Below are 26,192 nucleotides of genomic sequence, written 5' to 3' on the forward strand. Positions count from 1 at the left end.
GAGGGGAGCCATCAGCCGGGTACGGCGCTTTCGGTTGGGCAGGCCGAGCCCACACCGCTCCGGTGCCCCGCTGCACCCGGAGCCCTGGCCAGCGAGAATGCGGCCCTCAAACCTGGAAACAACGGCCATTCAGGTGTGCTGTCGCGTGGAAAGAACAGGAATTCGCGAATCCGTGGTCCAGGACGCAACGGTGAACGCTGGCCCGCGAGACAGTGTCTCGCGGGCCAGCGTCGGGTCGGACGAGCCGGGTCAGCGCCGACGGGCGGTGACCCGGAGCCGTGCCTCTGGCATCAGCTTGAGCACAAAGCCGAGCTGAATGACCGTCAGCGGCCACAGCAGCCATCCAGGCCCACTGATCATCAGGATGAACAGCAGCGGCCCTGCCAGTGTGATACCGACGACGGCCCGCAGGTGCGGGAAGAACCGTAGCGGCGAGAGGGCCAGCAGGAGCACCAGGGAGGGCACGCCGAACAGCGGGAAGAAGATGTACCCCAACCCGAGCAGTCCGTAAGGCACTTGGTCGTACGACGGGTGGAACAGCAGGGTGAGCACGCCGGCCAGCACGAACCAGCCCACGGCGAAGGCCAGGATGTACCTGATCGCCGCCCGGAGGAACCAGCGCAGCGCGCCCTCCTCCCGCGCCTCGGCACCCATCAGCAGTTACCGGAGCATTCGAACTTGGCGTCGCGGCCGCCTGCAAGCGGGGGCGACGTGCCGAGCCCGTCGTCGATGGGGAAAGAGGTCGCCCTGTCCACACCTAGCATGTTCGGCGCCATCCCTCGACGATACTGCACCACCTCCATGTTCGGGTACCTGTCCCCCTTGCGCTCCACCGAGACGGAGTGCGTGCCGAGGCTGACCGTCACCGTCGCGTTGGCGGAGAACGTGTCCATCGCGGAGTTGATCCCGTGGATGTCCATCTTGATCTTGTCCGCGGAGAGTTCGAGCGGGTTGAGGTTGTTGTGCCAGGCCAGCGTGGTGTCCTTGGCGCTGTACGGGCCGACGTCCAGCGGTCGGGCGGCAATCAGTTTGGAATCGAAGCGCGTGCCGAGGCCGGGGATGAACCACGGATTAGAGGTCGACGGCGCGACGGTGAAGCTGATCTCGCCGGTCGCGGTGTCCCAGAACAGCGCCATCCGGTAGGCGGCCTCGGGGTCGTCGGAGGGGCCGCGGTCGTCACCACGCAATTGGAGGAGCGCTGCGTATTGGGTGTGGATGTAGAAGCGGACCATGATGATGCCGTGGTCCTCCGAGGACTTCGCGGTGGACAGCACCCTGCGCTGCGCCTTCGCCGGTGGGATACATCCGAAACCGAACTGGATGACGTCGTCCACCTTGTCGGCCGGCGGCGTGTACGGGGCGGGCGTCGATGTGGAGGGCGCGGTGTCCGGGCAGCTGTTGACCGCCCACGGGCTGTAGCTGCACGAGGCCGCGCCGCCCGAGGCGTTGGTCGCGTTGCAACCGATCTGGAAGATGCTGCAGGTGGGGCCCCCGCCGCAGACGTCCTTGACGCCATCAGCACAGGGTGCGAGTCCACTCGGGTCGGTCAGGTTAACCGGATTGTTCTCGCTGTAGGCATAGGCGTTCCACTGCTGCGGACTGGTGGGCTGGGTGATCGGGTCGGGACTGATGAATCGTCCGGTGCCCGGCTGATACATCCGGGCACCGAGCGTGGTCAGCCCCGTTGAGTCGTCCTTCAGGCCGCCCACGAAGCCCTTGTCGCCGGCCCAGGTGCTCGGCTGGCTGCCGCGCGGGTTGCCGAACGGGTCGAGCGGACGCCTGGTTTCGGCCAGCGTGGTCGCGTCGATCGACAGGATGTTGCTGCCGTGATTGTCCTCGAACTCGAAGCACTGCGAGTTGCCCTGACGCACCAGCGTCATACCGCCGGGGATGGTGTAGTACCGGGTCCCCGTCACCACGCCTGTGGTGCTGTTGTAGTGGAGCTCATCGTTGCCGAGGTACACCGTGGTGCCGCTCGGGTCCTGCTTCTCCAGTTGCTTGCCGGCAGCGTCGTAGACGTACGTCACTTTGCCGGCCGTCGTGTTGGTGAACTGACCGAGCTGGCCCTCGCTGTTCCAGGACAGGTTGGTCTGCTTCCCGGCGGCGTCGGTGATCTGGGTGGTGTCACCCGAGGCGTCGTACTGCGTGCTGGTGACCGACGGGGTGCCGGCACCGGTGACCGAGCTGGCGGAGACCAGCGCGTGTGGACCCGCGACCGCGCCGTTGAGCCCGTTGACCGACCCCGGGGCCGGGAAGGACTGGGTGACAGTGCGGTCGGCGGCGGTGTTGCCCGCCGGGTCATGCTGGACGAACTGGGTCCGGTTGCCAGTAGCGTCGTACTGGTAGCTCTGCCAGTAGGCGGCCGGCCCGCCGACCGTGGTCAGCGCCGGAGCCTGCGCGCCGCTGGTGGGCGTGGAATTCCCACACGAGCCCTGTCCGCCGATCGAGGGCTGCGCAGCCAGGGTGAGCCCGCCCGTGTCGCTCCACGCGGTCGTGAGGCGGCCCAGGTAGTCGTAGCCGAAGCACTGCAGGTCGGTGGAGGATGGAGCGTTGTCGGGAATGTTCCGCACGCCGGTGATCTGGCCGCTCTTGTTGTACGCGTACGTGGTCTGCTGCACCGCGCCGGTGGCGGCGGTCTGCTTGTCCACGAACTGCGAGAGCATCCGTCCGGTCGACTCGTCGTAGGTGTTGGTCAGGACGATCTGGGTGCCCCAGGGGTTGACCGTGGCGCGGATGCTGCGGCCGTATGCGTCCCAGTCCGAGGACAGGTCGTAGGTGGCGCCGCCGACGGCGCCGTAGGAGCGCAACGGGCCGTAAGAGTCGTAGGTGTAGTGGACCGTCTCCTCGGCGAGGTCGCCGACTGCAGAACGGTCGTCGTCGGTCAGTGCGCCGGTGATCGGGTCGTATTGTGCCTGGTAGGTGTAGGTGAACGGGGTCGTCGCGCTCTGGCCGATGTCCGTGCCGGGGATTGTGGTGGTGGTTGTGGTGGGGTGGTAGGCGGTGTCGTAGGTCAGCACGGAGCTGGTGTAGGCCGGGCCGCCGGCGCCGTTGGTGTACCGGGTGGAGGAGCCGGGCTGACCCGTCAGCACGGTGTCGTAGGTGTAGGAGGTCAGCTGGTTGGCCGACGCCACCGAACCGTTGTAGGAACCGGTCTTGCGGCCCAGCAGGTCGTAGGTGTACGCGATGGTCTGGTGACGGCCGTCGGTCTGGTTCACCAGGCTGCCGCCAGGGTTGTAGACCTGGGTCACGGTGCCGCTGTCCGGGTCTGTCGAGGTGGTCTGGCGGCCGCGGAGGTCGTAGCCGTAGCTCCAGACGTTGCCCGCCGAGTCGGTCCGGGTGGCCGGCTTGCCGCTGGGGGTGGAGGTGAACACGGTGACGTCCGCGTCGGACTGCTTGCCCGTGGCGGTGGCGGTGCGGTACTGCCAGATCTGCGCCACCTTGCCGCGGGCGTCGGTCACCGTGCTGGTCGGCGTGGTGCCCGTTGGCGGGGTGACGTCGGTGCGGTCCACGCCCGGGTAGCCGGTGGTCGTGGTGGTCTGCACCACGCCGTAGGCCAGGAACTGGGTGGCGACTGGTCGGCCCTGGCCGTCGAAAACGGTGTAGGTCTGTGCCGGGACCTTCTGTGTGGTGGTCAGGAACGGCGTGGTGCTGGGTGCGGCGTCGTTGTTGTACCAGGCCGCGTTGGAGCGCATGGTACGGCCCTGCGAGTCGTAGTTCGTGTCGGTGATCATGCGGCCCTGGTAGGCCGAGATCGCTGGGTCGGCCTGTATCTGCACGGTCCGTGCCAGGCCGTCCATGATCTGGATCGACGTGGTGTAGGTGTCGTTGGACAGCAGGCTCTTGGTCGTGATGGTCGGCGGGACCGCCGCGTTGTTCACGACACCGGGCACCGAGTAGCCGAAGGTTTTGCTGGCGTTCTGGCCGGTGGTCCGGCCCGGCTGCCAGACTGCGGTGAGCCGGCCGAGTGCGTCGTACGCCTTGGTGGTCACCCGCCCGTTGGGGTCCGTCACCACCAGCGGCAGGGCGCGCCCGGGAGCCATGGTGGTGGTGGTGATCCGGCCCGCGCTCTGCGCGTCCGGGGCGCCGGCGGGCGCTGGGGTGGTCACCGTCATCGAGTTGGGCAGTTCGCCCGGGCTCGCCGAGGAGTACGCCGTCGTGAAGGTGACGCCGCTGTGCGTGTTGTCGGTGTGGTTCGGGTCGGTCACCGTGGCCGAGCGCCCGTAGGCGTCGTAGGTGGTGATCGCCGAGGTGGTGAAGGTCGGGTTGCCCGAGCCGTCGATGCTCTCCACGGCCTGGGCGCTGGTCACATCGTGGGCGGAGCCGAGCTGGTTGAGCGGCTGGCCGTCGTAGAACGAGCGGGTCCAGGTCACCGTGTTGGAAGCGGTCGGGGTTGCGGTGCAGGCACCGCTACCCGACACGGTCTGCTGTTCGGAGGGCAGCGAGGAGATCTGCGGGTCGGAGCCGGCTGCGTACGAGTCCCGCTCGCAGCTGTCCGGCAGGCCGTCCGCGCTGTTCAGGACGGTGAGCACGCGGTTGGCGTGCGCGGGGTCGGTGGTCGTGGTGGTGCTGGTGGTCCGCCAGGTGCCGTCCGTTTTGAGCGCCTTGGCCGTGGTGGCTGTGGTGGTGGAGGCGTAGCGGGCGATCAGGGCCGGCAGACTGCCGCGACTGTGGGTCGCGGTGGTGCTCGGACCGCTGCTGGTGTTCACCGTGTACGAGGTGACCGAGCCGCCGGCGCCGGAGTAGGTGTCGGTCTCCAGAGCCCGGCCGGAGAGCCAGTCGGAGTCGGTCACCGAGCCGCTCTTCGGTCCCGCCACCGAAACGCTGCGGGCCGTGCCTCCGCTCAGCAGGTCGCCGTCCATGCCCTGGTGGAAGGTGCTCGAACTCTGCGCCTGCGGGCCGTCGTTGCCGCTGCCGGTGACGGTGGTCACCGAGGCGTAGCCGCGGAACTGGTCCCAGGTGCGGTCCATGTCCTTGACCATCGGCGAGTCGTTGCGGTGCCAGGCCGCGTTGCCGTAGCTGTAGGCGGTGGTCTGCGGCGTGGAGCCGGCCGTGTTGGGGTTGACCGTCACGGTGCTCACCGGGTAGCGCAGGAACCAGTCGTCGATCGGCTGGGCGTTCGGTTGCTCAGTTGACGGATGCCACTTGACGTTGTAGCAGGAGAGCGTGTCGGTGTCGGCCGTTGCGGGCATGATGTTGTTCACCCGTGAACAGGCCGGCTGGGCGTAGTTGACGCCGATCGTGCCGCCGGTCTCGGTGGTGATCAGCTGGATGCGCGGGCGGTTGAACGCCGGCCGGGCGGGGATCAGGTTGGTGCCGTCCACCCGGTTCGGCAGCAGTTGCTCAGTGAAGCTGACCGCGGGCAGCGAGACCGAGGTGGCCGAGGCGGTAGAGTCCTGCCCGGTGCGCTGGACCGAGCCGAGCCACGGGACCTGGGTGTTCTCGGTGGCGTTCTGCACGTTCACGAAGCGGTGGTTGAGGGCGTAGCCATCCACCGGGATGTACGTGCCGTTCGACCGGATCTGGGTGGTGATGCCGGTCAGCCACTTGCTGGTCCAGAATGTCGGCTGGTAGATGGTGCAGGAGCCAGTGGCGTCACACTGCTCGTCCATCGGGACGTCCGGCCAGTTAGCCGCGTTCGCCTTCGTACGCTGCGAGGGGTCGCAGGCGGCTGTCGACGTGACACAGCGCTCGGTCGAGTTGAAGACGATCTGGGCCGCGGCCTGGTAGTTGCCGCCCGCGCCGAGCTGGTCGGAGAGGCGCTGACCGTAGCTGATCGCGGAGAGCACACCGGATCGGGTGTAGGCGGTGTTGGTCCCGGTGCCGTTGTTCTGGCCGCCGCCGAGCGCGTAGTAGTTGGTCTCAGGGGCGTAGGTGTAGGTGGTCAGGTTGCCGTGCGGATCGACGACGTAGTCGAGGTTCCACCGCCAGCCCGCGTTGCACCAGGACTTCTGGCCCTTGGAACTGTCGTAGCAGGGGTCGCCGCTCTTGGGCGAGTAGACCGGGACCGTCCAGGCCGAGTTACTGGCCGGACCGGTGCCGGTCGGGTTGCCGTTCGCGTCGGGCAGGTGGTTCAGACCCAGATAGTAGGCGTTGCCCGCGGTGTCGGTCACCTTGAGATAGGAGCCGTTCCAGGTGCCGTTGGTGGCGCCGGTCAGGAACTGCACCTTGATGCCGTCGTCGCTCTTCAGCCGCCAGGTGCAGTTGGACTGCTCAGTGGAGCCCGGGGCGTTCGCCTGGCAGCTCGCGTCGTCCGGCACCAGTTCGCCGGAGTGCCCGCCCAGGGACAGGGTCAGGTTGGCGCCCGCCCAGCAGTCGTCCCCGGAGTTGGTGATGCCGTCGTTGTTGCAGGATTGGTAGGAGCGCTCCACGTAGCCGGGGCTGTAGCTCCAGCCGTCGCCGATCCAGGACGCCTGGGCGTTGGTGGAGGAGGTCAGGCCGTCCACGGAGGAGGAGTTGTAGGAGAGCGCGACCTGAGGCGTGGTGCCACCGAGGGTGGGCGGCGAGGCGATCGGGTAGCTGTAGGTGAACGAGCCCGCGGAGCCGCCGGAGGCCCAGGCCTGCGACGGGTTCAGACTGGTGGCCGCGTAGGTGCCGGCGCCGCTGGAGGAGCCGCTGACGGCGGCCAGCACCATCGGCGCGGCGGCCGTGGCGAGCGCGTCGGCCCGCGCCGCGGAGTTCGCAGCACCACGCGGCAGGGCACCATTGTGCGTACCGCTCGCCGGCAGGGTGACGTCGGCGACCAGCTTCTTGGCGGCCGGGTCGTAGTGCGAGGGGACCGGCTGCTGCGCGAGGCAGCCCGGCTCCTGGGGCATCGTCAGCGAGCAGGCCGGAAGCTCCACCACATGGGCGCGGGAGGCCCAGTCGCCGCCGATGCCAGCGCCGAGCTGCGTGGTGTCGAGCGCCACCTCGACCCGGCTGCCGGGGGCGGAGTCGGTGCGGGAGAGGGAGAGAGCCAGGCCCGATATGCCGGCGGCCGAGGTGGTCTTGGCATCGGCCACGTCCACCCGCACGTTCTGCTTGGCGGCCGGCGCGGCGGCCTGGTCGCCGGGGGTCGCGGCCAGCGGGGCGATGGTCACGGGCAAATTCTGCGCCTGGGCCGGGTCGCCGGCGGGTGCGGGCGGCGGAGTGTCGTCCGGCTGCGCCTGGGCCGTCCGCGCACCGGCGGTCGGCGCGGCGCCGAGCACGACGTCGGCCGTGCCGTGCGGGTGCGGCTTCGAAGCGGTGGCGGCCGGCGGCTGCCAGGTCGGCGGCACCGGGTGTTCCGGCTTCGGGGCCGCCACCGGTGCGGCGTCCTTCCCCACCACGGAGGGAGTCGTCGGCAGGGCCGTATTCGGCGGGGACCACTTGCGTGAGTAGTCCGGCCCGGCCGCTGCCGCGAGCGGCAGCGGACCGAGCATCGAGCCGAGGACAGCAGCCGTCGTGACGGCCGCCAGCCGTCCACGCAGTCTCCCCCTCCTGCCCCTTTTGTTCCTGAAAATCGGTGGTCGCCCAAATGGCATGCTATTTACCCCCACGCAGCTTTTGGCCCCCCGAATACGGGAGGCACGTCCTGTATCCGAACTGACGGATGGTAGCGCCCGTTGGTGACTGAACGTCAAGACATCGTGACTGGTGAGGATTCTCACGGGAGTCCACGAATCGACTTTATCGATGCAAGTCTGGACTTCGGTGTCGAATTGAACTGGCCGATGTCATTGCCTCCCCCTACGTTGCCTCTGTCCTGCGTTAATCCAGGCCTACCGTTTCCTTTGGGGGGAGATTCCCGTTTTGAACAGAAAACGCCGCCATAACGGTGCACCGCTCAGGGCCCTGACGGTGACTGCCGTTCTCGCGCTCACGACCGGCCTCTCGGGGCCCTCCGCGCTGGCTGCTGATACACCGACCGTGCCGTCGCAGGCCGCGATCGACGCCGCCACCGCGCAGAAGATGCAGGAGCGTCCACCGGCCAACGCGACCGATCGGGCCATTGCCCAGGCCAAGGCCACGCAAAAGAACGTCCCGGTCGACTCGCTCACGACCGAGTACAGCGAGACCGTTGCCACCCCTGAAGGCCACCTCGCGCTCACCAGCCACCTGGAGCAGCAGCGGGTGCGCCGGGGCGGTGTCTGGCAGGGGCTGGACGCCACCCTTACGGCCAACCCGGACGGCACGTTCTCCCCCAAGTCGGCGGCGGGGCAGGTGGCGCTGTCCAAGGGCGGGAATGGGCCGCTGGCGACCATGACCAGCGCGGACGGGAAGAAGCTCGCGCTGTCCGCTCCGTTCGCACTGCCTGCGCCGACCGTCAGCGGTGACAGCCTGGTCTATCCGTCCGTGGCCCCCGACATCGACCTGAAGGTCACCGCCACCAAGCTCGGCGGCCTGACCACCGTTCTGGTCGTCAAGACCCAGACAGCGGCCGCCAACCCGGTCTTGAAGAACCTGCACTTCGGGACCGCCCTCGACGGCGTCAGCGTCAAGAGCGACGAGCACGGCAGCGTCACCGTCGTAGGCTCGGACGGCAAGCCCCGCTGGGTCTCCCGCACCCCGCAGATGTGGGACAGCACCACCACACCCGCCGCAAGCGCCCCCGCGCCCGTGACGAAGACCGCCATGACGTTCAGAGCCGCCGCAGCGGACTCGCCCGCCCCCGCGCCGACGGACGCGGGCCAGGCTCCGGCCGTCGGCTCCGACACCGGCCCCGGGACGACCTCCAAGGTCGCCACCATGCCGGTCAAGGCCGACGACAACGGCATCGACCTCACCCCCGACCAGGACCTCCTGGCCCACGGCACCGCCCCGTACTACATTGATCCCGACTACCTGCCCTGGACCCTGACGGGCAACTCCTGGACCTGGGTCCAGTCCGCCCACGACAGCCCCGGCAACTGGAACCGCCAGGGTCCCAAGGATGCCGACCACCCGGGCGTCGGCAAGTGCGGCTACTACCCCAACGGCGGCAGCTGCTCACCCGTCGACATCGAGCGCAGCTTCTACCAGTTCGACATCAGTTCGCTCGGCGGGGCGGTCATCAACTCCGCGACGATGACCATGCAGGAGTACGTCTCCGCCGACTTCTCCTGCACCACCAAGTACCCGCTCAACCTGTACGTCGCCAACGGGCCGATCGGCAACGGCACCACCTGGTCGAACCAGCCCGGACAGCAGGGCGGTCAGCTCGGCGATACGGCATGGGTCGGCGGCTCGGGCCAAGGCACGTGCCACGACAACGTGCCGTTCAGTTTCGACATCACCGGCGCGATGAGGCAGTACGTCAACTACGGGCAGCTGACCTTCGGCCTCTACGGTGACGAGAACAACCAGTACGCCTTCAAACGCTTCACCTACCAGCCGGCGCTGTCGGTGATGTACGACCGGGTGCCCAACGTCCCCACCAACCCCGGGGTGTGGCCCGCCCCCACCACAGTCAGCCCCGCCGCGACCAACCAGTCCTGCGGCGACGGCAACGGCGACCACTGGGCCTGGCTCGGCGCCGGCTCCGCCCAGAACAACGCCGTCTGGCTCAACGCCACCGTCAGCAGCCCCGTCCAGTCCCAGGTCGCGACCTGGGACCACATCTGGGACTACAACGTGTCCGGCGTCCCCGACGTCGCGCAGGGCATGACGGCCCCCGTCGCCAACGGCGGTGTCACCAGCTTCCAGGTCCCCGCCAACGTCATCCAGGACGGCCACGCCTACGGCTACGGCATGGTGGCCAACGACACCGTGCGCGACATGCCGTCATCCGCCTCCACCCCGGCCTGCTACTTCAAGGTCGACCTCACCCCGCCAACCCTCACCTTCCCCACCACCGTCGCCGACACCAGCAAGCAGTTCCCGCCCAGCGGCAACGGCCAGGCCCCGCAGATCTACGCCGGCCAGAGCGGCGGCATCCCCTTCACCGCCACCGACCCCAACCCCAGCGGCGGCTACACCTCCGGCGTGGTCTGCCTGCGCTGGAGCTTCGACCCCCAGCTCGTCGACTCCACCTGGCAGTGCGGCGGCGCTATGCCCACTGGCCAGATCCAGGTGACCGCCGGACGCTGGGGCACCAACGTCCTCTACATCCAGGCCGAGGACAACGCCGGCAACCTCTCACCCGTCGCCCAGTACGCCTTCTACGCCCCGTGGAACCCCAACAGCCCCGCGCCGACCTTCGGCGATGTCACCGGTGACGCCCTGCCCGACATCGTCACCGTCGACCCCAACGGCGACCTGCGCGCCTACAGCATCCCCGCCACCGCCATAAAGGCGCCGCTGGCCGCCCCGAAGGCCAACTCTCCTGGCCACGACTCATGGGCGAACTACCGCATCACCCACCGCGGCAGCCTGCGCGGCGCCAACAACGTCGACGACCTCATCGTCCACAAGGACGGCGACCAGAATCTCTGGTACTACCAGAACCCCGGCAACTCCGGTGTCACCGGCGTCTTCGACGCCAAAAGCTCCTTGACCAAGCCTGCCTGCGACTCAAAACTGACCGACTGCACTGGCTACAACGCCACCGATTGGTCCACCACGCTGCAGATCGCCGCCAGTGGCGACCCCAGCACCACCAACCTCGACACCAGCAAGAAGTTCCTCAACCGTACTGGCCTGTTCACCGTCGAGACCACCCCGGACGGCACCGGCGCCCTCTGGTTCTACCCCACTATTGGCAATGGCCTCTTCGGGTCACCCGTCAAGCTCGCCGCGGCCGGCTGGAAGGACTGGGACCTCGTCTCCCCCGGCGACTGGGCAGGCCAGGGCCACCCCGGTCTGTGGGCCCGCAACGAGAGTAACGGCGACCTACGCGGCTACACCTTCACCACCGGCACCATCACCATCGCCGGCCCCTTCGGGCACAGCGTCAACTACCCCACCCTCACCGGCATCGCCACCGACACCAAGATCGGCAACGGCGTCACCGCCGCGAACTGGCCCGTCATCGGCTCCGACGGCGACCTCACCGGCATCGGCTCACCCACCCTCTGGGCCCTGAACCCCAACGGCGTGATCCAGACCTTCACCGGCCACTCCACCACCACCGACCCCTACTTCACCTGGACCAACGGCTGGACCAACGTCGTGAGCGTCTACGCCGAGAACAGCCCCATCACCCACACCGCCCAGACCGGCAAGTGCATGGACATCGCCAACGCCAGCACCGCGAACGGCACCGCCGTCCAGCTGTACGACTGCAACGGCAGCAACGCCCAGCAGTGGACCTTCAAGCCTGACGGCAGCCTCGGCGCCCTCGGCAAGTGCCTCGACGCCACCGACCGCGGCACCGCCAACGGCACCCCCCTGCAGATCTGGGACTGCGGCAACGGCGCACCGCAGCAGACCTTCACCCCCCGGCCCGACGGCAGCCTCTACAACCCCGCCTCCGGCCGCTGCATCGACCTCCCCGGCGGCACCACGTCCAACACCGCCCGACTCCAACTGTGGGACTGCAACAACACCCCCGCCCAGAAGTGGACCGCTCTCGTACGAAGCTGACCCCAGAGAGCAAGGATCGGAGCGGGCCGAGGTGAGCAGGTGCGAGGCGGTTCACCCGGCCCGCTCGGGGTCGTGTCATTTGGGACGGTAGTTCCCGTCCGAGCGCTCACGGAGCGCACGGATCTCGGTCGCTGTCGTTCGGCTGAGCCGCTGGGCTGCGAAGCGCAGCTCGGTCTCCCAGGCTCGGAAGGCGTCCGGCTGCTGGTCCGCGATGTAGTCAACGTAGTACTCGTCGCCTACAGCCTGTAGGAACTCACGCTCCGCTCCGGTCTGCGCTGATGCCAGGCCCTGCCAGACCCTGGCTGCTACGTCCCCAGGGGTCTTCGTCCCCGCTGCGAGCTGGCCGGCCAGGTGGTGAAGAAGGCAGCGTTCAGCGGTTTCCTCACTCGGCATTGACTCGCCGAGCTCGTGCACGGCTTGCCGGAACAGTTCTGCAAGTTCCGTCGTGACCTCGCGCCTGCCACGTCCGGCGAGGTCGCGCAGAGCGGGCGAGTCCATGCCGGCCGCCAGCAGCTCCGCTGCCCGCACAGGTAGGTCCTCGGACTCGATGATGCCCACGACGTACTGCCAGGCGACCGCGTACAACTGATCCATGTCGACATCCTGCCGAATGCCGGGCGCCCACGACGAGCGCATTCCCCGCAGGGCGGGAAGCGGGCGCGGCGCCTGTCCCTACGCTCGGCGCGTGACGATGGTGGAGCACCTGGTCCCTGACGAGTTGTGGGAGCTGTTCGAGCTGGTAGTGCCGGATGCCCCGTCCAGGCCCCAAGGCGGTGGCAGGCGGCGCTATGCGGACCGCGAAGTCTTGGCGGCCATCGTGTACGTGGCGACGTCGGGCTGCACGTGGCGCCAGTTGCCACCGGTGTTCGGGCCCGCCTGGCGGACGGTCTACCGCAGGTTCGCCGAGTGGACCCAGGCACGGGTGTGGGCCAAGCTCCATCGTGTCCTCCTTGACGAACTGGGCCGCCACGGAGCGCTCGACTGGTCCCGGTGCGCGATCGACTCGGTGAACATGCGCGCCCTGAAACGAGGGGACCTGACGGGCCCGAATCCCGTTGATCGGGGCAAGTACGGGTCGAAGATTCACATCATCACTGAGCGGACTGGCCTGCCCCTATCGCTGGCGATATCGGGGGCCAACGTCCACGACAGCCAGGCGCTGGTTCCGTTGGTAGAGAGGCGATCCCGCCGATACGTTCTCGCTGCGGCCCCAGGCGGCCGCGACCAGGCAAACTGCAGGTGACAAGGCCTACGATCACCGTTTCATTCGGGCGTTCCTGCGCCGCCGGCAGATCCCGGCTCGGATCGCGCGGCGCGGAGTCGAGCCTTCCACTCGCCTGGGACGGCACCGCTGGGTGATCGAGCGGACGGTCGCATGGTTCAACAGCTTCCGGCGTCTGCACCGCCGCTACGGGCGCAAGGCCGAGCACTTTACTGCTTTCGCCAGCATCGCGGCAGCGCTGATCTGCTATCGCAGATTCACCAAATGACACCTCTTAATCCGTAGGCCTGCCGATTTCATTCGGCGACCGCTTTTCGGCCCGCTACCCTTCGTGACCTGGTCTTTCTTCCCGTGCGAGAACGCGGCCGGGCAGGCGGCTCGTCTCCTATGGGTCGCTCGTGGGACATCGGGGCCGGGTGTCAGGCCGTCAAATGCTGACCCCGAGCTACACATTCCTCTGTTTATCGAGGTTCCCGGCAGTGCCTTCGCGCGCGCTGTGCGGCGTGGACTGGCACCGGATGCCCCGGGAGAACTTTCGGACCGCATCGATGACCAGTCGGACCGACGTTCTGCGAGCCGACGAAGATATGCGGCCCCGTACAGCTTCGCCTGGATGGGGATCCGCTGCCCAGCGGGGTGGTGGCCAGCACGTCCGCCGTGAGATCCCCCGCCCCGACGGCGGCTGACGGCGTTGGTGAATGAAGCAGCTCAGCGCCCCAGCAGGAATGTGCCACTCAGCCCACAGCCACACTCTCGTGGCACGATGTCCATCGTTCCTTGATTTCTCAACAGCCTGACCTGTCAGATTTGCCGCCAGCACACGAACGACGACGACTTAGCCGATGGTCAAGAAACAGCAAAGCCGCCGCGTCGTCGCAGGTCGCGAAGTATCCTCCCCGCCCCTGCGGGCGTCAGCCGCGCCTCGACGCGGAGGGCGAGCACCTGTTCGTATCCTCCCCGCCCCTGCGGGCGTCAGCCGCCGGACGGCAGTCAGGTCTGGGTGACCGCGTCGTCCTCCCCGCCCCTGCGGGGGTCAGCCGCGACGCGCGAGCGCACCGAGCAACTGGGACGGGTCCTCCCGCACCCGCAGGGGTCAGCCGTCGGTCACCGCTGCCCCGCTCCGGTTCGGCCGGTCCTCCCCGCACTCGCGGGGGTACTTCGGACAGCGCTCCACTACCACCACCGCCACCCTCGATGCGGCAGGTCACCGGCTGGCTGACCGGCCACTCAGCCGGGCTCAGCCCGGACGAAGAAGTCCAGCGCAAGACGATCCTCCCGCACTGCCCCGAACTGAACACCGCCGCAGGCCTGGTCAGTTCCTTCGCCGAGATGCTCACCCGTCTCGAAGGCGAACACCTCGCCGAGTGGATCACCGCGGCCATGACCTCCGGCCTGCATGGGATCAGCCCCACCGAAGGCACGGTCACCCGGATCAAGATGCTGAAACGACAAGTGTACAGCTGAGCCAGCTTCCGACTCCTACGTATGAGGGTTCTGCTGGCCAGTTGAGCCTGTAAGTCCCATAGGGTGTGCACCGACGAGAGAAGTAACTTGATGGACTCCCGCGTACCCCGCGTGCGGTGCAAGCTCGCCGCCGCACCTTTCCAGCCTCTCCGCAGCCACTCCTTCGGCGAGGAGAAGCATCAGTTCCGCCTTGGGCCGAAGCTGACCGAAGCCCGGATCGCGGAGTTCGAGTCCGAACGTGCCATCGCTCTACCCGGCCCGTACCGACAGTTCCTCTTGCACATTGGTGGTTCAGGAGCCGGACCCTTCTACGGCCTCAACCCGCTGGAGAAGTGCACCGTGCTCGTCATGCAGCCCAGCCCGGCGCCTGGCACCCCGCGCGGCTTCGACGAGGCGAGTACCGCAGAGGAAGGCGACCTGTTCCTCCACATCGTTGAGATGGGATGTACAGACGTCTGCGTTCTCGCCCTCACCGGTCCCCTCGTCGGTCGCGTTGTGATCGGCAACAGTGACGGGCACTGGGGGCCCAACGTCTCATCGGCGAGCGACTTCCTCGCCTGGTACGAGCGATGGCTCGACCATATGACGGCCGGGCTGGACAACCGCGCACTGGAACTCACCTCACCCCACCTCCGAAGCCACCCGCATCAGCATCGGCTGGCTCCGAAGATCTGACTCTCCGTAGCCACTCCATGGAAGTTGGCTCTGTCGCTGTTTGAGGGGTTTGTGCTGGACATCAGGTGGGCGGCGGGCCGCGTCACGGCGCTCGGGCCGGGGCTGTGGTCGTTGGTGGTGTGTGGCTACCCGTGTCGGTCGGCCCCGGGAAGGCGGACGAGCCCGATGGCTTCGATCTCGATCATCCACTCGGGGTCGGCGAGTGCGGAGACCTCGACGAACGACTCCGCGAGGTGGGGCTCGTCGGGGAAGTGTTCCGCGCGCAGCTTGGCGAAGATGTCCTGCTGTGCGATGTCGGTGACGAATACGGTCGCCTTGACCACGTCGGCGAGGCTGGAGCCCGCGTTCGTCAATACCGTCGACAGGTTCGCGAGCGCCTGGCGGGCCTGCGCCTCGAAGTCCCCGGCGCCGACTGTGGCCCCCTGGGCGTCGATCGGGGCCTGGCCCGAGGTGAAGACCAGATTCCCGACGCGGATGCCGAGCGATATGCCGGCCGACTCGTACCAGTCGGGCTCCGCGGAGACGCGTACACGCTCGGCGGCGGGCGGGGTAACGGACATGGTGCTGACACTCCTTCAAAACTGCTGCGTGTACCCGAGTGGCGGAACTTGCCAGCTCGGTGGTGATCCACGCAGGACAGCCACGGAATGCCGTGATCCATTCCCGAGGGCGTGTGGGGTCGCTCCTGGGCCAGGTCGAGTGTGAGCGCGCGGTGACGGTCGTCCAGGTACGCGAGGGCACGCCACACCTCAGACGTGATTCATCGGACGGGCTCGGGCAGTGTCCTGGCGGCCATGGGCGAAGCCCGAGGACCGGCGCGGCTGCGGTGACGGTGCCGAGGGCAGGGCCGGAGAACGCGATCGGACTGGAGATGTCCGCCGCGTTCGCCGACATGCTGACACAGGGAGAGAACCCTTGACCGGCACCGCGTCGCATCAGGGTGTACTCGCCGACCCGCTGACGAAGGCCGCGTCCTGACCACTCCCCCCTGGCGCACCGCCGTACGAGCGATCCCCGCGCGAGCCGTTCCTGGACCCAAGGGTCTTCCTGCCCAGGGGCGACAGTCGTTGGCGACCCTTTCCCGCACTGGTCACCGATCCGGTCGAGTTGGGCCGAGATCGCCTACAGCGACGAGTCCCTGACCACCCAGCTCAATGGCCGTCTGACGGCCGGCCGGACGGCGGCCCGTCACCCGGCGCCCCCACGTCCGCGTCCACCACCCCGTCACGGTGGTCGGCCTGCTCGAGCGTCTGGAGGTCGAGGACGGGCACACCGTGCTGAAGATGGGCGCCGGCACCGGAGTCCGCCGCCCTCATGTGCCACCGCCTGGGCGAAGACAACGTGACCACCGTCGAGGTGGACCCACTGGTCGCCGAACGCGCGGACACCGCGCTGGAGACGATCGGCTTCTCCACCCGGATCGTGACCGGTGACGGATTCCTCGGGTACCCGCCGCGCACCCTTCAACCGCATGATCGCCACCGGCGCGCGTCCGCCGCATCCCCTACACGTGGATCCGCCAGAACAGACCGGGCGGAATCGTTCTGGCGACCGTCGGTTCGTGGGGGTACGAACCGGGCTCGCCAAGGTCGTCGCCGACGACGGGACCGCCGAAGGCCGGGTCATCGACCGCTCCTCCTTCATGTAGGCACGCTCCGAGGCCGTGTTCCCGGGCTTCGGCAACCTGTCCGCCCGTACGGCCCATGCCGAGGGCGGGCGAACTGCCAGGGTGCCACCGACCGTCCTGACTGAATGGATACCGGCCGTTCTCGCCCAACTCACCGCTCGCAGCACACAATTCGTCCGCGCCACGACGGGCAACGGCGCACGACTGCTGTACGTCTTCGCCCCAGACCACGAGCCCTTCGTCCGGTTCATCGCCGACGGGGACGGCTGGACGGTCCGCCAGGGCGGACCGGTCGTCCTCTGGGACGACATCGAGCGGGCGCTCCTGGCCTGGGAGGACGCGGCAGCCCGGACATCTACCGCGGTCCGGCTCCGCGTCACCGAAGAGGCTCACACCTACTGGATCGACGGCACCCGGCACTCCACGGCCAGCACAGCCTGACGTGATCGCCGACAGCGACCTCAGGCGGCCCCGGTAGTCTGGCATCGGCCACACGGTCCCAGCCCAAGCGAAGGAACCAGGATGGACGACGAACCGCTACCGCAGTGGGCGGAACGCCGTGACCGCCGCCTGCGCCCGGTGGGCCAGCTCAAGGCCGTCATCCTCGGCCACGAGACCAGCCCCACCCACCTCTACCAGGACCTCCCTCGGCTTCTCCTCCGCTGGGACGGCTACCAATGGCTGGCCGACAGCTATGCCGAGAACTTCGCAGCTGCTCAGCGTCTCCTACACGGCGTCCCGGGCGATGGGGTGATCCAAGGAACTCCACCGCCGACGCGCAAGAAGTCGGTCGGCAGGCACCGAAAGCCGGCCTGAAACACGAACCGGCCCTGGGGTCTTGATGGTCAAGGCGATTCACTGCGCTCCGAACGATCAAGTGCGGACGAGGAACAGGCTGCCGCCGACGACCACCTCCGGCCACGGAACGGACCCGACGCCCACACGGGTCAGCTCGGGCTGATCCGTCGATGCTGCACGCGCCGCTCACCAGGCCCAGACGCCACGACAGCGGTTCCGCCGCACGCCTCCGGGTGCTGGAACTCCTGATTGACCAAGGCCAAGGTGCCGCCATTGAGAGGATGCTCGATCAGCGCGGCACACACCGTCAGCGGGGAGGCGATAAAGCGGTCATCGTGGTCGTAGGCGCCGACACAGGAGGCATGGGGGACGAGTTCGGTCGACCGCGCGGTCGACTCCGCTTCAAAAGGCTGATCAACCCAGTCTGACCAGGGTCATCGCTTTCCTTCCAGGGTCGATCACATGGCACGATGCCTATCGCTCCTTGACTCCTCAACAGGCCTGCCGTCTTAGTCCACCGCCGTCCCATCACACTTGCGGCGCCCCTCGCCCAATAGTCAAGAAACAGCAAAGCCGCCACATCGCCCCAGGTCGCGAAGGGTTCTCCCCGCACCCGCGGGGGTCAGCCGTCCGTGATGCTGGTGGACATCGCTCGCCACCTGTTCTCCCCGCACCCGCGGGGGTCAGCCGATGGGGCGGCCCGCGGCCCGGGTGGTGTTGGAGTTCTCCCCGCACCCGCGGGGGTCAGCCGCTGGCGGTGGGCGTCAGCCCGTCCCCCTCGGCGTTCTCCCCGCACCCTCGGGGGTCAGCCGTTCTCGATGATGCGCTCTTTGCGGTTGCCGAGGTCCTCCCCGCACCCGCGGGGATCAGCTGATCTAGCGGATGCGGCGCCCGTACGGGTCCATGTACCCCGCACAGGCGGCGTGCCGGCCCCCAGGATGGATCGCCCCGGAGTGGCGGTGCCGTCAGTCCGTGGCCTGGGGGTTGGGGAAGTCGGCGCTGAGCGTGACCTCCCGCCAGTCCTCGAAGCCGGCCTTGAGCGCGTCGAGCTTGGCGGTGACGAGGTCGTAGGCCGCCTTGCCCAGCAGCAGGCGCAGTGGCGGGTGTTCGGCGGTGACGGCGTCGATGACGGCTCGGGCTGCGCGTGCCGGGTCGCCGGGTTGGTGGCCGTAGGTGGCGAGGGTGGTGGCGCGACGGGTGCCTGCGGTGGGGGCGTAGTCGTCGATGGTGGTGGCGGATTGTCGCATGGAGGGTCCGGACCAGTTGGTGCGGAAGGCGGCGGGTTCGACGATCGTCACTTTGATGCCCAGTGGGGCGACTTCGGCGGCGAGTGACTCAGAGAGGCCTTCCACGGCGAACTTGGTGGCGTGGTAGTAGCCGGTGGCGCCGAAGGCGAGCAGGCCGCCGAGGGAGGAGACGTTGACGATGTGGCCGGTGCGGCGGGCGCGCATGCCCGGTAGGACGGCCTTGGTGGTGTCGATCAGGCCGTGGACGTTGGTGTCGAACAGGGCGCGGACCTCGGCCTCCTCGCCCTCCTCGATGGCGGCGAGGTAGCCGTAGCCGGCGTTGTTGACCAGGACGTCGATCCTTCCGAAGGTGGCCTCGGCGCGGGTGACCGCGGTGGCGATCTGTCGGGGGTCGGTGACGTCCAGGGGCAGCGGCAGGGCGCGGTCGCCGTGTCCGCGGACCACGTCGGCGACCGCGTGGGGGTCGCGGGCGGTGACCACCGCCCGCCAGCCGCGTTCCAGTACGGCGGTGGCCAGGGCCCGGCCCAGGCCGGAGGAGCAGCCGGTGATGAACCAGACGGGCAGGTCAGGGGAGGTCATGAGGGGTGTGCCCTTCGGCGGGGGTGTCGTGGAGGTCATCGGTGAGGGCGAGGCTGCCGAGCAGGGCCAGTGACTGCTCGGCGGCGGTGCCGGGTTCGGCCCGGTAGGCGACGAGGTGCTGGCCGGGGGCGCTGTTGACGGAGAAGGTCTCGAAGCCCAGGGTGAGGTCGCCGACCAGCGGATGGCGGAAGTGCTTCGTGGAGGCCGTCTTGGCCCGTACCTCGTGGCGCGCCCACATGCGGGCGAAGTCGGGGCTGCGCACGGACAGTTCGCCGACCAGTTCCTGTAGCCGCCGGTCGTCCGGAGCCGGGTTGGCGGCCCGCAGCGCGGCCACGCACCCCTGCGCGATGAGGGGCCAGTCGTGGTAGAAGTCCCGGGCGGCCGGGTTGAGGAACATCGCGGTGATCAGGCTGGATTCGCTGCCGAGCCACGAGAAGAGGGCCTCGCCGAGGGAGTTGACGGCCAGCAGGTCGAGGTGGCGGCCGTAGACCAGGGCCGGGGTGTCCGCCCACGCGTCCAGCAGGGCCACCAACTGCGGCCCCGCGTACTCCCGGACGGGCCCGCGGCGCTGCGGGTCCGGTGGGTGCGGCAGGTGTGGCTGGTACGGCGGATCGACCAGCGCGCGCAGGTAGGCGGCCTCCTCGTCCTTCAGCAGCAGTGCGGCAGCCAGCGCCCGCAGGACCTGGGGCGAGGGATTGCGTTCGCGTCCCTGTTCCAGCCGCACGTAGTAGTCGGTGCTCACCCCGGCGAGGACGGCGACCTCCTCGCGTCGCAGACCGGGAGTGCGGCGCGGCCCTGGGGGCATGTCGTGGTCCTCGGGACGCACCAGGGCGCGCCGGGCCCGCAGGAACTCGCTCAGCCGGTTCGTGTGCATGGCCACCAACGTAGGGGCAGGCGGCACGAAGAAGCTGGACCTGTCACACCCACCCGGGGAGCCCGGGGGTCACAGCCCTGTCCGAGGACAAGGTCATCTGAGACGGGACACCGGTTGTCCCGTCTCAGTGGCTGTCACCATCGGGGATTCAGGCCTGTGCCGGCTGCGCGATCGGCCAGCGCGGTCCGTTCGGACTGCCCTGCCACGCCCACTGGGAGTCGGGGGTCACGGTGATGCCGTAGTCGTAGAGGTCGGGCCGGCCCAGAGCCTCCCACTGCGCCCAGGCGGTCATCACCTCGTCACCGATCCGGCGCGGGCCGCCCTGCAGCAGCACCGGCCGGTCGGCCGTTCCCGGGTGGACCTCCGCCCAGGAGTGCGCACCGTCATGGACGAGGACGACCAGCCCTTCCGGCCCGTGGTTGCTGTAGATCACGGCGTCGGGGACGGCGACCCGCAGGGCGAACCGCACGCCCCAGTCCGCCAGCCCTGCCGGGTCCCGGTCCAGCATCCGCCGTACCCGGGGCTCCGCGTCCGCGCGCACCGCCGCGTGGGCGGCGGGTCCGCTGCTCGGCTGGGCGGGGCCGTGGCGGTCGCCCATGAACTGGGCGAGGCCGTGCACCCAGCCGCGCGCGCTGGTGCCGTCGTCAACGACGGTGAGGGCCACGTACCCGAGCCGGCCCCACGGGTAGACGATCCGTCCGCCCGGCCGCACCGCCTGGACCCAGGACCACGGCACCGTCTCCACGGCGTAGGTGGCGTGCAGCCGGTCGACCTGGCCGCCGCCGGGCGGCCCGCCCCGGGAGCCGTCGGCGACCACCACCTCGACGTCCAGCCCGGCCGCGGCGAGGCGGGCGCGGGCGAACGCGGCCAGGCCCTCGTCCACCTCGGTGGACACCACTCGGCCCGGACCGGCCCGCCAGGCGGACAGCGCCGCCGTCCAGCCCTGGCCGGTGCCGACGTCCCACACCCGGTGCGCGGGTTCCAACCGCAGGCTGTCCAGCATGTCGGCCACCACGCCGGGCGCGGACAGCGACGACGACGGGATGCCGCCGGTGACCTGGGTGATCGCGGCCGAACTGACGTCGCCGTACACCTCGTCGGCCCAGCCGTCCGGGTCGGCCGCGCGGTCGACCGGCACGTACGCCCAGCCGTCCCAGCGCCACAGCCGCTCCGGCGCGAACCGCTCGCGGGGCAGTGCGGCGAAGGCCTCGCGCAGCCACGGCGCACCGATCGGCCACTGCCCGTACCGGTCCATCTCCGAGTCCAGGGCCGTGCGGTGGGCGGCCAAGCCGTCGTCGTCGCTCACCCCTGCTCAGTCCTTCTTGTGCTTGCCCGTGCCGGCGGCCGGCTTCTCCACCTTGCCGTCCGCGTTGTTCGGGGGCGGATCGCCCTTCCCCGGATCCGGTGCGGGCTTCGAGTGGTCACCCATGCGCGTCCCCTTCGGCCGTGATGGACAGAGTCGCCCGCCATCCTGGCGCAGCCATGCACCGGACGGCAGGGGGCGTGTGGGCGCTTCCGAGGGGCGCGCGGCGGTGGAGGTATCCGCCCCTCTCCACGAACCTGCCACCCCGCCCACGCCCACCACTGACGCGGCCCGGCGCCGATCGCGTTGACGCACCGTTGACCGGTTGTCTACCCGGCCCTGTTGTCATGCCCTGCATCCGCCTGCACATCCGCACGCGGTCCGCCGAGCGTAGGAGACTCCCGTGTCCCACCCGTCCACCCGCACCCACCGTCCGGGCACCGGCACCCGCCGCCGCACCCGGCTGGCGGCCCTGGCGCTCGCCGTCTCCGCGATATCCGCGAGCGGCGCCACGCTGCTCGCGGCGCCGGCGAACGCCGCAACCACGGGCGTGGTCGAGCAGATGGTCACGATCCAGGACCACCAGAACCACCACTCGCTGGCCAGCGCCGACGGCGAGGGCTCGCGGATCGTCGCCCGTAGCTACCAGGACGCCTCCACCTCGTTCTGGATCTCCAACAAGCCCGGCGACCGGGTCGACTTCGCCCGCAACGTCAACGGCACCGAGCGCGTGCTGGAGATGGACACCCGGGACGGCCGGACCACCCAGTTCATCCACTGGTGGGCGGGCGACAACCAGCAGTGGACCCTGGAGTCCGCCGCCGAGGGCGGCACCTACCTCCACAACGCCAACGGCAACGGCTGCCTGACCTACCACGGCCTCGACCGGGAGGTCACCGTCGAGGGCTGCGACGGCACCATGTCCCAGCGCTTCGACCTGGTCGGGTCGGGCACCGGCCCGGGCACCGGTCCCGGCCCGGTCACCTCCGACCAGCAGCGCTTCCTGGACCGGCTGAACGCCGTCCGCGCCCAGTACGGCAAGGCACCGGTGCGGCTCAACTCGACGCTCTCCCAGGCCGCGAAGTGCAATGCCGACCAGATGGACCAGCGCCGGGTCTCCGGGCACTTCTGCGACTCGGGCAGCATCGCGGCGGGCCTCGGTTACACCGGGCGGGGCTTCGGCGAGATCGCCTTCTACGGGCCCACGAACATCGACGCGGCGGTCGACGGCTGGATCAACTCCCCGAGCCACCTGGGGATCATGATCGGCGACTACAACGAAGTCGGCCTGGCCCGCACGGGCGCGGCCTCCTGGAACGCCGACTTCAGCACCCGCTGACCTCAGCGCCCACAGACGTCAGCACCCGCTGACGTCCACCGGGGCCGCTCCACCTCCCCGGAGCGGCCCCGGAGCGGCCCCTCGCCCTCCACGAGAGTGATGAGGTCAGGGACTCAACCGCCGCTGGACCCGAAGGTGCCGGAAACGCGGAACGCGTCACCGCTGATACCTCCGAGGCGCGCCGACCAGGCCAGGGCGTCGTCGAAACTGACGTCGTCGCTCACCAGGCGCGCGGCAGCGAGGTTGGGGGGTGCGTTGCCTTCGTCCAGCAGGACGGACCACTGCTGTGCGGTGAGTGCCAGATAGCGCAGACCGTGAAGCTCGGCCAGGACGGCGAGGTCCTGCGTGTCGGCTCGGGAGAGGTCCAGGCAGCGCAGGTTCGGGACGGTGCGCAGCGGTGCGAGGTCGGTCGCGGCCGTGGCCCAGGTTGAGGGTGGCGAGGTGGCGGTGGCCGGCCAGGGGGGTCAGGTCGTTGCCGTCGAGGGTGACCCGCAGGGCCTCGACGGGCAGGGCGCGGACCGGGGCCAGGTCGGTGGTCGCACCGTTGTGGTGGTGGAGCCGTCGCAGGTTCGGGGCGGCGGTGAGCGGGGTGAAATCGACTGCGCCGGACAGGCTGTTGATGTGGATGTCCTGGAGGGTCGGCGGGATCTCCGTCGGGATCTCGTTCACGACCTCGTTGTGGCTGGAGCCACCGGCGCGCTCCAGAAAGCGGATGGAGCCGCCCTCCACCTCGTAGGCGCCTTCCTCCAGCAAGTCCAGGCAGCGGCCGAGCAGTGAGGTCACCGAGCCCGCGACGTACTCCGGGCGGTGGTCGTGGTCTCGGCCCATCTGGATGACTTGACCGGGCCGGCCCTCGCGGGCTGGGGCGGTGTCCACGGCCAGGAAGTTGCCGTCCTGACGGGTGGCGAAGGGAAGCCAGCCAGGGTGTCCGCCGCAGCGCCGGACGGTGTCGGTTGATCACGGGCTCTTCGCAGTTGAGGGTGTAGCGCCGAGAATGTAGAGCTGTTGGACGGTTGGATGGGTCGTCAGGAGGTGCGAGAGTCGCAGTTCTCGCGGTTTGCGAGGACCTCGGCCATGTGCGTCTGCGCCCACTTTCTGAGCCCGCGCGTCATCTGGTGGAGCGAGAGGCCGAGGTCGGTCAGCTCGTAGGAGACGGTGACAGGGACGGTTGGCGTCACGGTACGGGTGAGAAGACCATCGTGCTCCAGCGACCGTAGCGTCTGGGTCAGCATCTTCTGGCTGACCCCGGCCAGAAGACGAGAGATCTCGGAGTAACGCATCGGCTTCGGAGCGTCTGCGTGTGCCGCACCGGGCTGGCCAGCGCTGTTTTCGCCGCCCAGCGCACACAGGATCAGGACGACCCACTTGTTCGAGATTCGGTCGAGCAGCTGCCGGCTGGGGCACCCTGCCAGGAACGCGTCGTACTCCACCTTGGCCTGAGCCCTCTTCCGGGCCGCCTTCATCGTCGTCACTGATCGCACCTCTCACCAATGGGTGGGTTACGCACTCCAAAGTGCCTACTTCCCAACAGGAAGTTCCTCTCCAATGCTGATGCAGGGAGGCAGCAGGCGCCACCCCCAAGTGCACGACGAAAGGCAACAAAGATGAGCACACCCTCCCTCTCTCTTCCCGGCGGCACCTGGACTCTGGGTGACCTGACCGCCACCCGGTTCGGCTACGGCGCCATGCAACTGGCCGGCCCGTGGGTCATGGGGCCGCCCGCCGATCGCGAGGGTGCCCTGGCCGTTCTGCGTGAAGCGGTCGACCTCGGCATCACCCACATCGACACCAGCGACGCCTACGGGCCGCGCGTCACCAACGAGTTGATCCGCGAGGCACTGCACCCCTATCCCGAGTCGCTGCACATCGTGACCAAGGTGGGCGCGACCCGCGACGAACAGGGTGGCTGGCCTACGGCCCGGCGACCCGAAGATCTGCGCCGCCAGGTCCACGACAACCTCAACTCCCTCCGGCTCGACGTACTCGACCTGGTCAACCTCCGACTCGGCAACGCCGAAGGTCCCCAGCCCGGCTCGCTCGCCGAGGCATTCGAGACGCTCGTCGAACTCCAGCGGCAGGGCCTGATCCGCCACCTCGGGGTCAGCAACGCCACCGAGGAGCAGGTCACCGAGGCACAGAGCATCGCGCCGATCGTGTGCGTGCAGAACATGTACAACCTCGCCCACCGCCACGACGACAAGCTCATTGACCGGCTCGCCACTGACGGCGTCGCGTACGTGCCCTTCTTCCCCCTCGGGGGCTTTACCCCGCTTCAGTCCTCGGCGCTCTCGGCGGTCGCCGCTCGGTTGGAGGCGACACCGATGTCCGTCGCACTGGCCTGGCTGCTGCAGCGATCACCGAACATCCTGCTCATCCCCGGCACGTCATCGACGGCACACCTGCGCGAGAACATCGCCGGCGCGGGACTCTCCCTCTCCCATGAGGACTTGACCGAGCTGGACGACATCAGCCGCTGAATGCCCCAGAGCTGATGGTGAAGTTGATCGAGTCGGTCAGCCAGGGCGTCCCAAGCGCATTGAGCGAGATCATCACGCTCGGCCGGACACTGAAGAGCGAGCCGCGCTCTCATGGCACCATGTCCATCGCTCCTTGACTCCTCAACAGACCTATCGTCAGCGCCATCGCCATCACACGGCACCCCTCAGACCAACAGTCAAGAAATAGCAAAGCCGCTTCGTCGTCGCAGGTCGCAAAGGGTCCTCCCCGCACCCGCGGGGGTCGCCCGGCGCTGGAGTACACCGAGCGGGCCCGCGGCCAGTCCTCCCCGCACCCGCGGGGGTCGCCCGATGGCAGGTGCCGATCACGCTACCGAGAGCCAGTCCTCCCCGCACCCGCGGGGGTCGCCCGATGGCAGGTGCCGATCACGCTACCGAGAGCCAGTCCTCCCCGCACCCGCGGGGGTCGCCCGCGCCTGGGTCCAGTAACGGCAGCCGTGTGGCAGTCCTCCCCGCACCCGCGGGGGTCGCCCGCCGGCCTCATGGCTACCGGCGACCGCGCGCCTGTCCTCCCCGCACCCGCGGGGGTCGCCCGCAGCCATGCAGGCGCGCACCGTCTTGTGGACCGTCCTCCCCGCACCCGCGGGGGTCGCCCGCCCTCCACTGTCGCCCCTTGCTGCGACTGGCCGTCCTCCCCGCACCCGCGGGGGTCGCCCGGACGGGGAGGACCTTGACGTCGCCGTGGCCCTGTCCTCCCCGCACCCGCGGGGGGCGCCCGGCGATCTCCTCAGGCCTCTCCGCCGAGGGGCTGTCCTCCCCGCACCCGCGGGGGTCGCCCGATCCCCGAGATCGCCGCACGGCCAGTGGGGCTGTCCTCCCCGCACCCGCGGGGGTCGCCCGGTGGCGGCGTCCACGCTGCCGGCCGCGATCGGGTCCTCCCCGCACCCGCGGGGGTCGCCCGGTGGGCCCACGCGATCGTCCCGCCGGACGGGGGTCCTCCCCGCACCCGCGGGGGTCGCCCGATCCGGCTCGACGCGGTGACGCTGGTGTTGGCGTCCTCCCCGCACCCGCGGGGGTCGCCCGGTGGCGATGCGGAAGGCGATGTAGGACTGGTAGTCCTCCCCGCACCCGCGGGGGTCGCCCGCAGTCGC

17 protein-coding genes, 1 pseudogene and 2 CRISPR repeat arrays (1 of these 20 cut by a window edge) are annotated in these 26,192 nt (G+C 69.2%); of the genes and pseudogenes, 10 read left to right on the plus strand and 8 right to left on the minus strand.

Annotation, left to right across the window (positions count from 1 at the left end; all coding sequences use genetic code 11):
* Positions 1-249: 249 nt before the first annotated feature.
* Entirely contained in the window at positions 250-654 is a 405-nt protein-coding gene (locus ACZ47G_RS21605; protein ID WP_465744929.1) for a hypothetical protein, read from the minus strand.
* Positions 654-7,304 (minus strand): RHS repeat domain-containing protein, encoded by a 6,651-nt coding sequence (locus ACZ47G_RS21610; protein WP_465744931.1) that lies wholly within the window; start codon positions 7,302-7,304, stop codon positions 654-656. Before ACZ47G_RS21610 ends, ACZ47G_RS21605 begins: the two co-directional genes overlap by 1 nt.
* Positions 7,305-7,884: 580 nt before the next feature.
* Between ACZ47G_RS21610 and ACZ47G_RS21615 the strand changes: the two genes are divergently transcribed.
* Positions 7,885-11,457: a ricin-type beta-trefoil lectin domain protein gene (locus tag ACZ47G_RS21615; protein ID WP_465744933.1), complete on the plus strand. Its 3,573-nt coding sequence runs from the start codon at positions 7,885-7,887 to the stop codon at positions 11,455-11,457.
* 75 nt (positions 11,458-11,532) lie between these two features.
* On the opposite strand, the gene ACZ47G_RS21620 is transcribed toward ACZ47G_RS21615, so the two are convergent.
* Positions 11,533-12,051, minus strand: coding sequence for a hypothetical protein (locus ACZ47G_RS21620; protein WP_465744935.1), 519 nt, complete (start codon positions 12,049-12,051; stop codon positions 11,533-11,535).
* 97 nt (positions 12,052-12,148) lie between these two features.
* On the opposite strand from ACZ47G_RS21620, the pseudogene ACZ47G_RS21625 reads away from it, so the two are divergent.
* The 3 genes and pseudogenes from ACZ47G_RS21625 to ACZ47G_RS21635 all read left to right on the plus strand — a co-directional run bounded on the left by ACZ47G_RS21625 (position 12,149) and on the right by ACZ47G_RS21635 (position 14,818).
* A pseudogene (locus tag ACZ47G_RS21625) lies at positions 12,149-12,947 on the plus strand (IS5 family transposase).
* A 926-nt stretch (positions 12,948-13,873) separates the two neighbouring features.
* A complete protein-coding gene (locus ACZ47G_RS21630) occupies positions 13,874-14,143 on the plus strand; it encodes a hypothetical protein (RefSeq protein WP_465744937.1) in 270 nt (89 codons plus the stop codon).
* A gap of 90 nt (positions 14,144-14,233) precedes the next feature.
* Positions 14,234-14,818, plus strand: coding sequence for an SMI1/KNR4 family protein (locus tag ACZ47G_RS21635; RefSeq protein WP_465744939.1), 585 nt, complete (start codon positions 14,234-14,236; stop codon positions 14,816-14,818).
* 125 nt (positions 14,819-14,943) lie between these two features.
* On the opposite strand, the gene ACZ47G_RS21640 is transcribed toward ACZ47G_RS21635, so the two are convergent.
* Complete coding sequence (locus ACZ47G_RS21640; protein WP_465744941.1) at positions 14,944-15,378, minus strand: RidA family protein; 435 nt, start codon at positions 15,376-15,378, stop codon at positions 14,944-14,946.
* Positions 15,379-16,289: 911 nt separating this feature from the next.
* Between ACZ47G_RS21640 and ACZ47G_RS21645 the strand changes: the two genes are divergently transcribed.
* From ACZ47G_RS21645 to ACZ47G_RS21655, 3 genes are all read left to right on the plus strand, one after another.
* Entirely contained in the window at positions 16,290-16,466 is a 177-nt protein-coding gene (locus ACZ47G_RS21645) for a hypothetical protein (protein WP_465744943.1), read from the plus strand.
* 15 nt (positions 16,467-16,481) lie between these two features.
* A complete protein-coding gene (locus ACZ47G_RS21650) occupies positions 16,482-16,886 on the plus strand; it encodes a hypothetical protein (protein WP_465744945.1) in 405 nt (134 codons plus the stop codon).
* An 81-nt stretch (positions 16,887-16,967) separates the two neighbouring features.
* The gene (locus tag ACZ47G_RS21655; protein WP_465744947.1) at positions 16,968-17,261 is read left to right on the plus strand and encodes a DUF6087 family protein; all 294 of its coding nucleotides are present in this window, start codon (positions 16,968-16,970) and stop codon (positions 17,259-17,261) included.
* 582 nt (positions 17,262-17,843) lie between these two features.
* Positions 17,844-18,116: a CRISPR direct-repeat array (repeat unit 29 nt; unit sequence GTTCTCCCCGCACCCGCGGGGGTCAGCCG).
* 92 nt (positions 18,117-18,208) lie between these two features.
* On the opposite strand, the gene ACZ47G_RS21660 is transcribed toward ACZ47G_RS21655, so the two are convergent.
* From ACZ47G_RS21660 to ACZ47G_RS21670, 3 genes are all read right to left on the minus strand, one after another.
* Positions 18,209-19,069, minus strand: a complete 861-nt coding sequence (locus ACZ47G_RS21660; RefSeq protein WP_465744949.1) for an oxidoreductase — start codon at positions 19,067-19,069, stop codon at positions 18,209-18,211.
* Complete coding sequence (locus ACZ47G_RS21665) at positions 19,056-19,943, minus strand: helix-turn-helix domain-containing protein (RefSeq protein ID WP_465744951.1); 888 nt, start codon at positions 19,941-19,943, stop codon at positions 19,056-19,058. Before ACZ47G_RS21665 ends, ACZ47G_RS21660 begins: the two co-directional genes overlap by 14 nt.
* Positions 19,944-20,091: 148 nt before the next feature.
* The gene (locus ACZ47G_RS21670) at positions 20,092-21,249 is read right to left on the minus strand and encodes a methyltransferase domain-containing protein (RefSeq protein WP_465744953.1); all 1,158 of its coding nucleotides are present in this window, start codon (positions 21,247-21,249) and stop codon (positions 20,092-20,094) included.
* Between the two features lie 400 nt (positions 21,250-21,649).
* Here ACZ47G_RS21670 and ACZ47G_RS21675 point away from each other — a divergent pair, with 400 nt between their 5' ends.
* A complete protein-coding gene (locus ACZ47G_RS21675) occupies positions 21,650-22,585 on the plus strand; it encodes a CAP domain-containing protein (RefSeq protein WP_465744955.1) in 936 nt (311 codons plus the stop codon).
* A gap of 417 nt (positions 22,586-23,002) precedes the next feature.
* A complete protein-coding gene (locus ACZ47G_RS21680) occupies positions 23,003-23,362 on the plus strand; it encodes a hypothetical protein (RefSeq protein ID WP_465744957.1) in 360 nt (119 codons plus the stop codon).
* A gap of 248 nt (positions 23,363-23,610) precedes the next feature.
* Here ACZ47G_RS21680 and ACZ47G_RS21685 read toward each other — a convergent pair whose 3' ends face one another.
* Positions 23,611-24,048: a winged helix-turn-helix transcriptional regulator gene (locus ACZ47G_RS21685; protein WP_465745191.1), complete on the minus strand. Its 438-nt coding sequence runs from the start codon at positions 24,046-24,048 to the stop codon at positions 23,611-23,613.
* A 141-nt stretch (positions 24,049-24,189) separates the two neighbouring features.
* Between ACZ47G_RS21685 and ACZ47G_RS21690 the strand changes: the two genes are divergently transcribed.
* Positions 24,190-25,062: an aldo/keto reductase family oxidoreductase gene (locus ACZ47G_RS21690; protein ID WP_465744959.1), complete on the plus strand. Its 873-nt coding sequence runs from the start codon at positions 24,190-24,192 to the stop codon at positions 25,060-25,062.
* Between the two features lie 240 nt (positions 25,063-25,302).
* Positions 25,303-26,192: direct repeats of the CRISPR family, unit length 29 nt; unit sequence GTCCTCCCCGCACCCGCGGGGGTCGCCCG; it runs 733 nt beyond the window's last position.

The sequence above is a fragment of the Kitasatospora sp. NPDC030952 genome (assembly GCF_055571335.1).

Bases quoted from the DNA above. Each gene is read 5' to 3' on its own strand.
- ACZ47G_RS21605 (WP_465744929.1), bottom strand. From the start codon at position 654: ATGGGTGCCGAGGCGCGGGAGGAGGGCGCGCTGCGCTGGTTCCTCCGG.
- ACZ47G_RS21620 (WP_465744935.1), bottom strand. From the start codon at position 12,051: ATGGATCAGTTGTACGCGGTCGCCTGGCAGTACGTCGTGGGCATCATC.
- ACZ47G_RS21630 (WP_465744937.1), top strand. From the start codon at position 13,874: ATGCGGCAGGTCACCGGCTGGCTGACCGGCCACTCAGCCGGGCTCAGC.
- ACZ47G_RS21635 (WP_465744939.1), top strand. From the start codon at position 14,234: ATGGACTCCCGCGTACCCCGCGTGCGGTGCAAGCTCGCCGCCGCACCT.
- ACZ47G_RS21640 (WP_465744941.1), bottom strand. From the start codon at position 15,378: ATGTCCGTTACCCCGCCCGCCGCCGAGCGTGTACGCGTCTCCGCGGAG.
- ACZ47G_RS21645 (WP_465744943.1), top strand. From the start codon at position 16,290: ATGATCGCCACCGGCGCGCGTCCGCCGCATCCCCTACACGTGGATCCG.
- ACZ47G_RS21655 (WP_465744947.1), top strand. From the start codon at position 16,968: ATGGACGACGAACCGCTACCGCAGTGGGCGGAACGCCGTGACCGCCGC.
- ACZ47G_RS21660 (WP_465744949.1), bottom strand. From the start codon at position 19,069: ATGACCTCCCCTGACCTGCCCGTCTGGTTCATCACCGGCTGCTCCTCC.
- ACZ47G_RS21665 (WP_465744951.1), bottom strand. From the start codon at position 19,943: ATGCACACGAACCGGCTGAGCGAGTTCCTGCGGGCCCGGCGCGCCCTG.
- ACZ47G_RS21685 (WP_465745191.1), bottom strand. From the start codon at position 24,048: ATGAAGGCGGCCCGGAAGAGGGCTCAGGCCAAGGTGGAGTACGACGCG.
- ACZ47G_RS21690 (WP_465744959.1), top strand. From the start codon at position 24,190: ATGAGCACACCCTCCCTCTCTCTTCCCGGCGGCACCTGGACTCTGGGT.